We start from the raw sequence: 13,048 nt of genomic DNA, 5'->3' as shown, positions 1-13,048 counted from the left end.
AACTCCTACAGCTCTAAGTCTTTTAAAATATTACGTATAACTTTCTTAGAAGAGGCTTCTACAGCAACTAAAGGAAGGCGCAAATACTCTTTTATTACTCCTAAATCAGCTAAGGCCGACTTTACAGGAGAGGGACTACTTTCCATAAACATGGCTTTATGAAGGGGGAAAAGTGTCCTTTGTAGTTGTTGAGCCTCCTCAATGTCTCTATTCTGCCATGCTTCATACATGCTAACACATAGTCTAGGAGCAACATTTGCAGAAACACTGATACAGCCATCACCACCCGCCATAAAATATGGAAGCGCTAAGGCATCCTCTCCACCTAACTGAGAAAATCCCTTTATCAAATTAGCTATCGCTATTGGTTGCTCCAAATCGCCCGTTGCATCCTTAATCCCAACAATATTAGGATGTTTAGATAGTCGCTCAATCGTTTCAATCGACAATCTTACTCCTGTTCTTTCTGGAACATCATATAACCAGACAGGGAGTGAAGTTGCATCTGCAACTTGAATAAAATGAGCATATAATCCTTTCTGACTTGGACGATTGTAATAAGGCGTTACAGCCAGTAAGCCATCCGCACCATTTTGCTCAGCATGTTTTGCCAAGGAAATCGCATAATCTGTATTGTTGGATCCAATTCCCACCAGTAATGGGATTTTGCTTTGGGTAATAGAAAGTGTCTCTTTTATTAAAATCTGACGCTCTTCCAATGATAAAGATGGACTTTCTCCTGTTGTCCCTGCGATTAAGAGGCCATGAATTCCTGCATTTTTCTGTAATTGAACCAATTTTTGAAAAGACTTTATATCCAGCTTTCCATTTTCTAAAAATGGTGTCACTAATGCCGTTATATAACCTCGAAAATCTTTCATAACTTTTCCTTTATTATGTATCTTTTTTTTGAGCAAAAATTAAACGCGCTCTTTCTAAATCCTGTGCAACATCCACGGCTATCGGAGCCTCTTTAATTCTTCTGCAAACAACCTTCATTCCGGATTCCAAAGCTCGAAGTTGCTCTAAGCGCTCCTGTTTTTCTAAAACTGTTGGCTGTTCCTTTACGAAACGCTCTAAAGAATTTCTTCTCCAAGCATAGATTCCAATGTGTTCCCAAAATTCCTGACCATGTGGAATAACATTTCTTGAAAAATAAAGCGCTCTTGTATTTTTTTGATTGTCTCTAAATCCACAAGCAACCTTTACCCTCGATTTTTCATGAACAAAATCCACTGATAAAGGAGCGACTAAAGTTCCTAAATCCGTATCCTTCTCTTCTAAAGATTTTAAAACCTCTAAAATCAAAGAAGAAGAAACAAACGGCATATCACCTTGCAGATTTATGATTACGTCAAATTTTTTCTGTGGGTCAACCTCTTGGAGAAGAGCACAAATTCTGTCCGATCCACTTTCATATGTATCTTTTGTCATCACAGTAGAAATATTTTGAATTCCCGAAAGAACTGCTAAGATATCAAGATGATCCGTTGCAACAAAAATAGGATAAACGGAATCTTTTGCTATATTTTCTACAAGGTGAACTATCATAGGTTTTCCACCAATGTCTGCGAGCATTTTTTTGGGAAGCCGTGAAGAGTTCATTCTTGCTGGAATACAGACAACGGGCAGCATTGCTCATGCCTCCTGCTTTATTAAAATTTTCAAGATAACACATTATTATCAAATAATTTAAAAAATATAATCATTTTCCCTTTGTGTAATAACTAAAAAGTAAGTATGCCCTTTAATATCATGGAAACTTCATCCACATCCTCTACGATTGCACTTATTCACAGCTTTACTTTTCAAGGTATTGATGCGATCCCCGTGACAGTAGAGGTTCAACTTACAAAAGGCCTTCCTGCTTTTATCATTGTTGGCATGGCTAACCGTGCTGTTGCTGAAGCAAAAGAACGTGTACGTGGCGCCCTAAATTCTATGAATTTAGCGCTTCCGACAAAAAGAATTTTGGTTAATTTAGCTCCTAGTAATTTACCTAAAGAGGGGGCTCACCTAGATCTTCCCATTGCGTTAGCTCTTTTAGCCGCTATGGGGGTTATTCCTATTGATCTCATTCACAACACTGCAGCGATTGGTGAGCTATCTCTAACTGGTGAAATAAAGAATGTTCGTGGAATTCTTTGCGCTGCTCTGGAAGCAGCTGCTCAAGACTTCTCTTTGATTTGTCCTCAACAACAGGGCTCTGATGCGAGATGGGGACATTCAGAAATGCAAGTTCTTGCAGCTCCTAGCTTGCTTAGCCTAGTAAACCACTTTCATGGGCGGCAAATTCTACCACCGATAGGCGATCCTAAACCGCAAATACATAAAAACAATCTTGATATGAAAGATGTTCGAGGGCAGCCTTTAGGAAGGCGTGTCCTCGAGATTGCCGCTGCAGGGAGGCATTCTCTGTTAATGTCTGGTCCACCAGGTGCTGGAAAATCAATGCTTGCCGCTCGCCTTCCTAGCCTGCTACCACCTCTTAAAAAAGAAGAAATTTTAGAAGCTAGTCGCGTTCATAGTATTGCTGGAACGCTAGAAGCTGGACATCTCGTTTCATTACCTCCTTTTCGAGCTCCTCACCATACAGCTTCAGGCGTTGCTTTAACTGGAGGAGGCGCCAAAATCCTTCCTGGAGAAATAAGTCTAGCCCATAACGGTATTCTGTTTTTAGATGAACTCCCTGAATTTTCTCGTTCAGCATTAGAATCTCTCAGGCAGCCTTTAGAAGAGGGGAAAATAACGGTTGCGAGAGCGACAGGACATCTTACTTTTCCAGCACGTTTCCAATTTATTGCTGCTATGAATCCGTGCCGTTGTGGCAATTTAGGTCTGGCAGGAAAAGAATGCGCCAATGCACCTCGTTGTGCAGAAAGCTATATTTCTAAAATTTCAGGACCTTTACTTGATCGCATAGACATGCGTGTAGGATTGCGCCCTTTGTCTCCAAAAGATATTACACAAACACCTTTTGGAGAATCTTCCGAAAATATACGTATTAGAGTGCAAGAAGCAAGAGAAAGGCAATATCAAAGGCAAGGTTGCGTTAATGCATACGCCCCTCTTGAAAAACTTTTTCTCGATGAAAATGCTCAACACTTCACTGAAAAAGCTGCTTCAAAAATGGGACTTTCTGCAAGGGGGATAACAAGACTTCTTAGAGTTTCTAGAACAATCGCAGATTTAAATCATTCAGAACGTATCGCCATCGAAGATGTCGCAGAAGCTCTTAATTATCGACTCCTTTAAATAGCCAAGAAAATGACTATTTTGCCAAAAATTCGTGTTCTTAGCTGGAATCTTCTACACAAGAAAGGAGCATCTGTTGAAGATATTTACAACATTATTGAACGAATACACCCTGATATTATCACATTTCAAGAAGCTCGCATCAACATCGAAGAAATTCACAAAAAACTAGGCGGGTTTTTTACACGCACGGCACTGCCAGGACGCGAACACGGCCTTGCATGTTGGAGCAGATATGAAACACTTTCTCCTCCTGTCTCATGTATTCTACCTTCTGGCATAATTGTGGAAAGAACAGCACTTATTTTAAAAATCAAAACTAACTTTGGCCCATTTTCAATCGCAAATGTTCATCTTTCACATGGACAGCTTTTAAACCGCCGACAATTACGAGTAATATCTCCTCAAATAGAAAGCCCTTGTATGATTATTGGTGATTTTAATTTAATTGGCCCCGTTCTACTCAAAGGCTTTAAGGAAGTAGGCCCACAAATTCCGACTCATCGAATGTTAAACCACTTTCCGTTGCGCTTAGATCGTTGCTTAGTCAAAGGTCTAAATTGCATCCAAGCTGGAAGACTGCCACAACTAGGATCTGACCACCATCCTATCATGATAGATCTCATACCAACATCGTATTAATTAATTTAGTGGCTATAAATAAGGTGACAAAAGACGACAAGCAGAGTCTCTAAGTTGCAAGAGAATTGGACGCTTTTTCAGATCCTCTAAGGTGAAAGGCTGAACTGCAAAATGATACATATAATTTTCGAGGTCAACAGCTAACTCACCGCTGTATATTTCTAAATTTACTTCAAAATTTAAACGTAAAGATCGTGAATCCCAATTTGCACTTCCGATACAATTCCATAAACTATCAACGACCATCAATTTAGAATGATTGAACGGAGCTGGGACACGCCATACTCGACAACCTGCTTGTAATAAAGGGAAAATCCCACTATCTCTGGCAAAATCTAAAAAACGATGATTACTTTTTTCAGGAAAGAAAATATCTACTTTAGTTCCCCTAAGAGAAGCCAATCCTAAAGCTGTAATTAAACGACTATCTGGTAAAAAATACGGTGTCATAATCATTATTTTTTTATGAGCAGAAGAAATAGCTTGCAGTAAAATATATTCCAGCTTTTCCAGATCAGTGTCGGGCCCTGAAGTTATAACGCGCATAGGGACATCTCCCTTAAAATCGATTTCTGGGTAGAAATCAAGACCTCTAAGGTGTTCCTTCGTTGTAAATGCCCAGTCACGTTCAAAAACCTCCACCAATTGCCGTGCTATAGGCCCTTGAACGTGGAAATGCGTATCTGCAACACATTTTTTCTTTGAATAAAAGCTTTCTAAATTTTCACTTCCAATATTTATTCCACCGACAAAGGCTTCTTTACCATCAATGATAAGAAGTTTCCTATGATTTCTTAAATTTACAAAGGGTGTCTTCCACAAAAGAAATGAATGTAAAAAACGTTCACAGGGAATACCATGTTTTTTCAAAGATTTTCTGATGCGAGAATTAAAATAACCACTCCCCACCCCATCAATGAGAATACGTACTTTCACACCAGCCTTATGAGCCGCTACTAGAGCAGAGACAAACAATTCTCCTTCTTCATCACCTCTAAAAATATAAGATGCCATCAACACAGATTTTTCTGCACGAGCAATTCCCTGCAACATTTGAGGATATGTCTCACTGCCTCCGTAATAAAGTCTTGTGGAATTACCTTTAAGGAGTTGCCGCCCTGTTATTTTTTCTCCCATATTTTCTAGGCCTTCCCAACGACCTTCAACTTTATGCGTAAAATACTCTGGAAATGGATGCCTTTCAGCATGTTCCCCTGACATAAGACGAATAGCACGCCGTCTAACGCGGTTAATACCAAACAAGCAATATAAACAAGCACCTAGAAGTGGACTAAACCAACAAATGCCAATCCATCCAACAGCGGCAGAAGAATTCAAGCGCGTTAATAAAACATGAACAGTCACACCAACAACAGCGCAAAAACGCAGTAATGTGAGGAAAAAAAGACTCCACCACACTGATTGAAGTATCGTAATGCTCATATTTTAATAATCCAAATCAAGAGGTCCCTCTTATCCAAAACTTATATCCAATCAGGTGATCTGCGTCCTTGTTGTCCCCTATTAGCAATCCAAAGTTTTAAATTTTTCTCCATCTTTGGAGATTTTTTATCTTTCCAGACTAACCCCTTCTCAAGATTAAAAAGTTTAATTGCCTTTATCAAAGCGCCTCTTGTTTTTTGTAAAGAGACCCCCTTTCCCCGTTGCATCTTTGGAATTTGATTCAATGGAAAAATAAGCATATTTCCGGCTTTACTTAAAAAGAGAATATGATTTTCATCTGTTATCTCGAAAATATAAGAAAGACTATGTCCCTTATCAGGATTAAAAACTTGACGTCCTGTCCTTTTCTCACTCCCCAAGGCATCCGCTGCAACAATCATACCTCGTGCATTATCACTAACGAACAAAATCTCTTGCGTTTCTGTATAAAAAGGCAAAATTCCAATAACCGAAGAATCAACATGCAAATCAATCAAAGTACGTACAGGGACACCAAAGCCCTTTCCTCCTGGGAGATCAGAAGCCGCAATCGTAAACACCCGTCCAGAACTGTCAAAAAGAAAAAACTTATCTGTATTTTGAATTTCAATAGAAAAAGCGTTTGTATCCCCGCCTTTAAAACTCCATGAAGAAGTGTCCAAGCCATGGCCTTTGAAGGCCCTTACCCAACCTTCTGCAGAAAATGAAACAGTAATCGGCTCTTTATCAATCTCTTCCAATCCGCTTAAATCTAGATCCTCAGGAGCCGTCTCTATCAACGTCAAGCGTTTATCTTCTTTGCGTTTTTTAAAACGCTTTTCTAGTTCAAGGAAATCTTTGCTAACATGTTCCAGTCGAAGCTGATCCGACGCTAATAATTTTTCTAGCTCTCCCTTCTCTCCCAAAAGCACAGCATGCTCTTCGCGAATTTGAAATTCTTCAAGGCGTCGCAGAGATCGCAATCGCATATTTAAAATATATTCAGCCTGTAGATCTGTTAGCTTAAAAGTCTGAATCATAACCTTCTTAGGCTCGTCTTCTTCCCGAATAATACGAATGACTTCATCTAAGTTAAGAAAGAGCTTGAGAAAACCTTCTAAAATTTCAATTCGACGATTAACTGCATCTAAACGATAGGAGCTTCGACGTATTAATCCCTCGTGTACATGATCTATCCAAGCTTGAAGAACTTCTTTTAAAGACATGACACGCGGAAGTTTACCATTTTCTAAAACGTTCATGTTTAAATTAAAGCGACTTTCCAAATCCGTTAATTGAAAAAGCCTTTCCATAACTTGCTCTGGATCAAGTTCAGCACTTTTTGGCTCTAAAATAATACGAATATCTGTCGTGCTTTCATCCTGAATATCCTCCAAAAAAGACACTTTCCGTTGGAGGATAAGATCCGCAATTTTTTGTATCAATGCCGACTTTTGAACTGCATATGGCAACTCAGTTACCACTATTTTCCAATTCTTTTTCGTCTTTTTTTCGACATTCCATTTGGCTCGAACAGTGAATGTTCCTTGACCTAAAGCGTACGCCTCGACCATTTCCTCTTTTGGGGTGATCAAAACGCCGCCTGTTGGAAAATCAGGACCTTGAATATATTTTACCAAGCCTTGAATCGTTATCTCTGGTTTTTCAATAAGCTTTTGTGCTGCTCTATATAATTCTGCAGCATTATGAGGCGGTATCCTTGTTGCCATTCCAACGGCAATTCCAGCAATTCCATTTGCCAATAAATTTGGAAACAGAGACGGAAGGACAACAGGCTCACGATCTTCATTATCGTATGTCGGACGGAGATCAACCGCATTGCTTCCTAAACCTTCCAACATTAGCATTGCTGTTGAAGTTAACCTACTTTCCGTGTAACGCATTGCCGCAGCACCATCGCCATCGACAGATCCAAAGTTTCCCTGACCTTCAACCAATGGATATCGCGCAGCAAAAGTCTGTGCTAAGCGTACCAATGCATCATATACTGAGGCATCGCCATGTGGATGGAATTTGCCAATAACATCACCAACAACACGAGCACATTTTTTAAAACCATTTTCGGGATTAAGTTTCAACTCGTACATCGCATACAAAAGTCTACGATGAACTGGTTTTAAACCATCTCTCACATCTGGAAGAGAACGTGACATAATCGTTGACATGGCATATGCAAGATATCTCTCACTCAAAGCCCTAGAGAGAGTACAATCTTCAATTTGCCCAACCGTCAAATTACCCACAAACTTCTCCTATACTGCATCCATCATAGTACTCTAAAAATATCTATAGATATCTTTACTTTATATCTTTACATATCTCTATAATTTTTAAAAATTTCCAAAAGAAATCTTCGTTCAAAAGGAAGTGGTTTTTGCCGCAGTTCTAACAATATTTTTTCTAAAAAATGTCCTGTTAAAAGTAATCCCCATTCGTTAGAAAAATAATCTTTTTCCGCCCAAGCCCCCCCCATAAATTTTGGAAGACGAAAAAGCTTATCTTTCCATTTTTCTTCTACCGCAGACGAAACTGCACATCCTGTTTTAGGTGAGACGTACAAGAGTTCCTTCGTCTCTCCTGTTAAAATACAAGAAGAAACCGAAAGACCAAAACCGAGATGGGACAACAAAGAAAGCTCCCATCTTATATATTTTTCCAAAAGAAGATGGTCCGAAAAATCAGACAGAATGGAAAGAAAGCTTACAGTTTCAAGAAATAAAGGGAAACAAGGATCCTCTTCAGGCAAAGCCAAAGAGAGCAAAGATGCTATGCTACCAATAATAGCCAAAACAATGGAGTTATCATAATTAATTGTTGCATAATTATGCAACAATTCCACCTTAGCTACGCCAAGGTCTCCCTGCCCTTTTCCCTTCCAATTTAATTGAACCAAATTTCCATTCTGCCAGATTGGTCTATTTTTTTTTGAAAAGACACCATAAGCAAAAGCATTTTTAATGCCGTAATCTTGCGTAAAGAAACTAACAAGCGCTCCCTTTTCAGTATATGGCTGCACATTTAAAATTAGAGCTGAAGAACGCCACTCAAGCATTAAGTTCCTCTCAAGAAGAGATCATCATTCAGAATAAATAGCAAAAAGCCCTTTACCCAATAAAGCAAAGGACTTTTTACGACTTCTTATAAAGTTATTAAAGAAGCTTATTTGCCAGCAGCTTTAGCAACTTCTGATGCAAAATCATCTTCTTCTTTTTCAACACCCTCACCAAGTTGAAAACGCTCAAAAGCTTTCAAAGAAATTTTTTCTTTTGCCAAGACTTTATTCACTTTGCTTTCACCATCATGCACCCAAACTTGTTCAAGCAAAACAACCTCTTCGTAAAACTTACGAATACGTCCCTCAACCATTTTTTCGATAATGGCTTCTGGCTTTCCAGATTCCCTTGCTTGTTCACTTAATACAGACTTTTCATGCTCCAAAGCTTTTGGATCTAAATCTGCAGTAGAAAGTGCCATCGGACGAGAAGCAGCAACATGCATTCCAACGCGACGTCCTAAGTCTTCAATAACGTCAGCCTCAGAAGAACCTTCCAGTCCAACAAGAACACCAATCCTTCCAACACCAGGCTTTAAGGCACCATGAATATAACTCGCAACAGCACCATTTTGAACCTCAATAACTTTGGCGCGTCTAAGAACCATATTCTCACCGATTGTAGCAACAAGATGTATCAATTCATCTGCAACCGTACGGCCTGATTGAAGCTTCGCCTGACGTAATACATCAAGGTCACCCCCAACCTTCAATGCTGCCTGCGCAACCTGCTCCACAAACGTCTGAAAAGATTCATTGCGAGCAACAAAATCTGTTTCCGCATTGACTTCAACCATCGCACCACGATGGCCATCAGCTGCAATTGCAACAAGACCTTCTGCGGCAGCTCTGCCTGATTTTTTCGCTGCCTGAGAAAGACCTTTTGTACGAAGCCAATCAATTGCCTCATCAATATTACCATTACTCTCTGAAAGAGCTTTTTTACAATCCATCATACCTGCGCCAGTACGATCACGCAGATCTCTAACTAACTGAGCTGAAATAGCAGCCATCCTTAAAACTCCCTTGAAGATACCAAATTAATTACCACTTAATTCCTGAAGTTAAGCTTTAACCTCTTCTTTAGGAGCTTCTTCAGTTTCTTGGACTTCTTCAGAAATATTCTCAACAGCTCCCAAGTCAGCACCAGAAGCAGCCATTTCTGCAGAAATACCATCCAAAACAGCACCAGCCATTAAGTCACAATAAAAATTAATTGCGCGAATAGCATCGTCATTGCCTGGAATAGGATATGTAATACCACTAGGATCTGAATTGCTATCTAAAATTGCGGCAACAGGAATATTAAGCTTTCTTGCTTCCTCGATAGCCAATTTTTCACGATTTGTGTCAATAACGAACAGAAGACTTGGCAAACCTCCCATCTGCTTAATCCCACCCAAAGAGCGCTCAAGCTTATCACGCTTACGTGTTAATTCCAGCAGCTCTTTCTTCGTCAAGCCAACTTCATTTTCACCCAAGGTTTCTTCAATAGCCCCTAAACGACGAATAGAACCTGTAATTGTTTTCCAATTCGTAAGCATTCCACCCAACCAACGGTGGTTCACATAATATTGTCCACATTTCTGAGCTGCATCTGCAATGGGCTGAGCAGCTGCACGCTTTGTGCCAACGAAAAGGACACGTCCACCAGCAGCAGCCACATCATGCGCAGCTTTCAAAGCTTGATTTAGTAATGGAACTGTCTGTTGAAGATCTAAAATATGAATATTATTACGAACACCAAAAATGTATTTTCCCATCGCTGGATTCCAACGACGTGTATGATGTCCAAAATGAACGCCAGCTTCTAAAAGCTGACGCATTGTAAATGCGCGATCTACCATTCTATTTTCCTCTGGTTAAGCCTCTGCACAATCATCAAACGCCATAATTATGACACCACCAAAAAAATATTATGCATGTGTATTTAGGCAAATTAAAATATTATTTTCTTCTATAAGTTTTTATTAAAAAAAACAAGAGAACCTTACAGTCAAAACTTATGAGACAACCTTTTTTAAATATTTTTTCATAGCTGAGCGTGCAACAAACCCATTTTTTGCAAGCAAAATCAACGAAGGAATTTGAATAGGATGCTTAATCAAAGACAAAAAAATTAAGTGCCATGGAATTTTTCCACCTTTACCAAATGGAAGCAAAGCAACTGGAGGTAAATCTTCTGAAGACTCATCACACACAACTCGTAAAACAAAAAAAGGCAAGCCACTTGTTGCGACAGCACCACTCTCCATATCTACCGAAAAAGCACCCGTTTCATCAAAAAGTTTTTTTTTCATCTCCTTTCGAGAAATAATCCCAGTAACAGCGAGTAGCGGTTCTTTAGAAAGTTTCTTTTTTTCAATGATTGCAGATGGAAAAGATAGGGAGACGCCAACATTCTCTCCGTCAACGATAATCGTTGTTGGTAACAAAATATCACCAACTTTTAATTCGGAAGCTAATGCACCAGCACAACCAAAAGATAAAAGCTGCGTAACCCCTTTTTCCTTCAAATAATCAACGGCTTGAATCGCACCTTGGTGCGTTGAGTTGCTCATAGCAATCATTGCATTTGGAAAAAAATGGCGAGCAAGATCCGCTTCTGCTTTTAATCCTGTGACAATCCCCATCATAAATTCTACATACCCCAAGATGTTCTTGTTCGGCCATTTTCTTTCAAATTTTTAAAACGTGACAAAGCGAGGAGTGGGAAAAAATGTTTATAACCATGATAACGCAAATAAAATACTTTTGGAAAACCAACCGCATTATGGAAACCTTCTTCCCACTCCCCCTTCTCATTCTGTTCTAAGATTAAATAATCAATACCACGCTGTACCGCCTTAGAGTTAATTTCTCCAGCAGCCATCAGGGCTAATAAAGCCCAAGCTGTTTGCGTTGGCAGACTGCGCCTGTAAGTCCCTGGCTTAGCACCTTCATAACTTGCACAATCTTCTCCCCAACCGCCATCCTCACGCTGTACGAGCTTTAACCAATTAACAGCTTTTTTTATAGCAGGGTCCGTAGAGGATATATTAAGTGCATTAAAGGCTGACAAAACAGACCATGTTCCATAAATATAATTTGTCCCCCAACGCCCAAACCAAGAACCATCTTCTTCTTGTTCTGCACGGAGATAATTGACCGCTTTCCGAAGACAATCTCTATCTTCTGCATTCCCCAATTGGGCAAGAAAAGACACACATCGCGCCGAAACGTCCGCGGTTGGCGGATCTAACAATGCCCCATGGTCTGCAAAAGGAACCTGATTAAGAATGTCTAAATCATTATCTATATCAAAAGCGCCCCAACCGCCATTTGTTGATTGAAGGCCTATAATCCATTTTCTTGCCCGTTCAATTGAAAAGGCATTTTTTACTGGATCAAGACGATGCAGAAAAATACCGACAACTGCTGTATCATCTACATCTGGATAATAAGGATTTTCGTATTGAAAAGCCCATCCGCCAGGTTCTATTTCATCGGAGGCATTTATCGCCCAATCTCCTCTAACATCAAGAATTTGATACTTCCTCAACCAATCTGCTGATAGCTCAAGCTGATGACGTGTTTGTTTTTTTAAATCTTCCTGATCCCCGTCAAGCACTTCAATCAATGCAACACTGGCTAATCCTGTATCCCAAACAGGAGAAACACAGGGCTGACAATAAGTCTCTTTGTCTGTCTCTATTAATAAATCTTGGATACTTTGCCATGCTTCCTGCACTAAAGGATGCTTATCACTGACACCTAGCGCACGATACATCATCACAACATTAGCCATTGCAGGATATATTGCACCAAGACCACCTTCACTCAATCTCGCTTCAATAAAAGAAATTGCCTTAGCAATTGCTTTGCGACGCAAACGAGGTGAAAAGAATGGTTCAACCTTTCGTAAAAGAACATCCAATCCCTTAAAAAAATATCCCCAATAAGAGCGATACGGCCCACGAATCCAATCTTTTACTTTAGAGGGACGTGTTCTAAAAAGCTCTTCAATATGAACACCCCTCGGGTTGACTGCCAAAGGTCTTAAGGCTGCTAAGACAAGCAATGGAGCAATTACCGTACGAGACCAATAAGATACATTCCAGATGGAGACTAATGATTTTCGAGGCAAAAGCATCAGTTCTACAGGCATAATAGGAACAGCATCCCACGGAACCTGGCCAAATAAGGCTAACAAAATTCTGGTAAAAACATTTGTTCTTTCAGCACCACCATGTTGAAGAATAGCCTCTCTAGCCTTTTTCATGTGAGGAGAATCAGGAGAATCTCCAAGAGCTTTTAAGGCATAATAAGCCTTCACACTCGCAGATAAATCAAAGTTACCATCATAATATAAGGGCCAACCGCCATGCTCTCCCTGTATCCTGCGAAGATAAGCCCCAATCTTCTCTTCTTTCTGAGGATCAATTCTATCTAAATAGTGCTCCAATAAGATATATTCTGCAGGAATGGTAGCGTCTGCTTCCAATTCGAAAACCCAGTGACCATCTTCATTCTGGAGCTGAAAAAGCGCCTTTTGTGCGGCTTGGAGTTTGGCGTTTAATAACTCACTAAAAGAGCTAATTTTTAAAGATGCATTTCCAAGCTTATGAGCTTCTTTTTCTCTTAGAATAGACATTTTTTTACTAAAACCCTTTTAGA

Annotated in this window: 11 protein-coding genes; 2 read left to right on the top strand and 9 right to left on the bottom strand. The window is 39.7% G+C overall.

Features of this window, described 5'->3' with window-relative positions; translation table 11 throughout:
• Positions 1-5 precede the first annotated feature (5 nt).
• Entirely contained in the window at positions 6-881 is an 876-nt protein-coding gene (locus FAI40_09925) for a 4-hydroxy-tetrahydrodipicolinate synthase (GenBank protein ID QCE35616.1), read from the bottom strand.
• 13 nt (positions 882-894) lie between these two features.
• On the bottom strand, positions 895-1,635 hold the full coding sequence (kdsB, locus tag FAI40_09920; protein ID QCE35615.1) for a 3-deoxy-manno-octulosonate cytidylyltransferase: 741 nt from the start codon (positions 1,633-1,635) through the stop codon (positions 895-897).
• Between the two features lie 120 nt (positions 1,636-1,755).
• Between kdsB and FAI40_09915 the strand changes: the two genes are divergently transcribed.
• Together FAI40_09915 and FAI40_09910 are read left to right on the top strand one after the other, a co-directional pair.
• Positions 1,756-3,255, top strand: coding sequence for an ATP-binding protein (locus tag FAI40_09915; protein QCE35614.1), 1,500 nt, complete (start codon positions 1,756-1,758; stop codon positions 3,253-3,255).
• A 12-nt stretch (positions 3,256-3,267) separates the two neighbouring features.
• The gene (locus tag FAI40_09910) at positions 3,268-3,897 is read left to right on the top strand and encodes an endonuclease/exonuclease/phosphatase family protein (protein QCE35613.1); all 630 of its coding nucleotides are present in this window, start codon (positions 3,268-3,270) and stop codon (positions 3,895-3,897) included.
• Positions 3,898-3,909: 12 nt separating this feature from the next.
• Here the strand turns inward: FAI40_09910 and FAI40_09905 are convergent, their stop codons facing one another.
• From FAI40_09905 to shc, 7 genes are all read right to left on the bottom strand, one after another.
• The gene (locus FAI40_09905; GenBank protein QCE35612.1) at positions 3,910-5,340 is read right to left on the bottom strand and encodes a cardiolipin synthase; all 1,431 of its coding nucleotides are present in this window, start codon (positions 5,338-5,340) and stop codon (positions 3,910-3,912) included.
• Positions 5,341-5,381: 41 nt separating this feature from the next.
• Positions 5,382-7,583 (bottom strand): DNA topoisomerase IV subunit A, encoded by a 2,202-nt coding sequence (gene parC, locus FAI40_09900; protein ID QCE35611.1) that lies wholly within the window; start codon positions 7,581-7,583, stop codon positions 5,382-5,384.
• A 68-nt stretch (positions 7,584-7,651) separates the two neighbouring features.
• Positions 7,652-8,392 carry a DNA repair protein RecO gene (recO, locus tag FAI40_09895; protein QCE35610.1) on the bottom strand — a complete coding sequence of 247 codons (741 nt, stop codon included), beginning with the start codon at positions 8,390-8,392 and terminating at the stop codon, positions 7,652-7,654.
• Between the two features lie 107 nt (positions 8,393-8,499).
• Complete coding sequence (locus tag FAI40_09890) at positions 8,500-9,405, bottom strand: elongation factor Ts (protein QCE35609.1); 906 nt, start codon at positions 9,403-9,405, stop codon at positions 8,500-8,502.
• Between the two features lie 51 nt (positions 9,406-9,456).
• Positions 9,457-10,239, bottom strand: coding sequence for a 30S ribosomal protein S2 (rpsB, locus tag FAI40_09885; GenBank protein QCE35608.1), 783 nt, complete (start codon positions 10,237-10,239; stop codon positions 9,457-9,459).
• A 156-nt stretch (positions 10,240-10,395) separates the two neighbouring features.
• On the bottom strand, positions 10,396-11,028 hold the full coding sequence (locus tag FAI40_09880) for a hypothetical protein (protein QCE35607.1): 633 nt from the start codon (positions 11,026-11,028) through the stop codon (positions 10,396-10,398).
• Between the two features lie 5 nt (positions 11,029-11,033).
• On the bottom strand, positions 11,034-13,025 hold the full coding sequence (gene shc, locus FAI40_09875) for a squalene--hopene cyclase (GenBank protein ID QCE35606.1): 1,992 nt from the start codon (positions 13,023-13,025) through the stop codon (positions 11,034-11,036).
• Positions 13,026-13,048: the final 23 nt, after the last annotated feature.

The sequence above is a fragment of the Acetobacteraceae bacterium genome (genome assembly GCA_004843345.1).
In the GTDB taxonomy this organism is placed as follows: Bacteria; Pseudomonadota; Alphaproteobacteria; order Acetobacterales; family Acetobacteraceae.
Note: the sequence above shows the minus strand (reverse complement) of the source record. Positions and strands in the feature narration are given on the sequence as shown.

Bases quoted from the DNA above. Each gene is read 5' to 3' on its own strand.
- shc (QCE35606.1), bottom strand. From the start codon at position 13,025: ATGTCTATTCTAAGAGAAAAAGAAGCTCATAAGCTTGGAAATGCATCT.
- FAI40_09915 (QCE35614.1), top strand. From the start codon at position 1,756: ATGGAAACTTCATCCACATCCTCTACGATTGCACTTATTCACAGCTTT.
- FAI40_09890 (QCE35609.1), bottom strand. From the start codon at position 9,405: ATGGCTGCTATTTCAGCTCAGTTAGTTAGAGATCTGCGTGATCGTACT.
- kdsB (QCE35615.1), bottom strand. From the start codon at position 1,635: ATGCTGCCCGTTGTCTGTATTCCAGCAAGAATGAACTCTTCACGGCTT.
- recO (QCE35610.1), bottom strand. From the start codon at position 8,392: ATGCTTGAGTGGCGTTCTTCAGCTCTAATTTTAAATGTGCAGCCATAT.
- FAI40_09905 (QCE35612.1), bottom strand. From the start codon at position 5,340: ATGAGCATTACGATACTTCAATCAGTGTGGTGGAGTCTTTTTTTCCTC.
- rpsB (QCE35608.1), bottom strand. From the start codon at position 10,239: ATGGTAGATCGCGCATTTACAATGCGTCAGCTTTTAGAAGCTGGCGTT.
- FAI40_09880 (QCE35607.1), bottom strand. From the start codon at position 11,028: ATGATGGGGATTGTCACAGGATTAAAAGCAGAAGCGGATCTTGCTCGC.
- FAI40_09925 (QCE35616.1), bottom strand. From the start codon at position 881: ATGAAAGATTTTCGAGGTTATATAACGGCATTAGTGACACCATTTTTA.
- FAI40_09910 (QCE35613.1), top strand. From the start codon at position 3,268: ATGACTATTTTGCCAAAAATTCGTGTTCTTAGCTGGAATCTTCTACAC.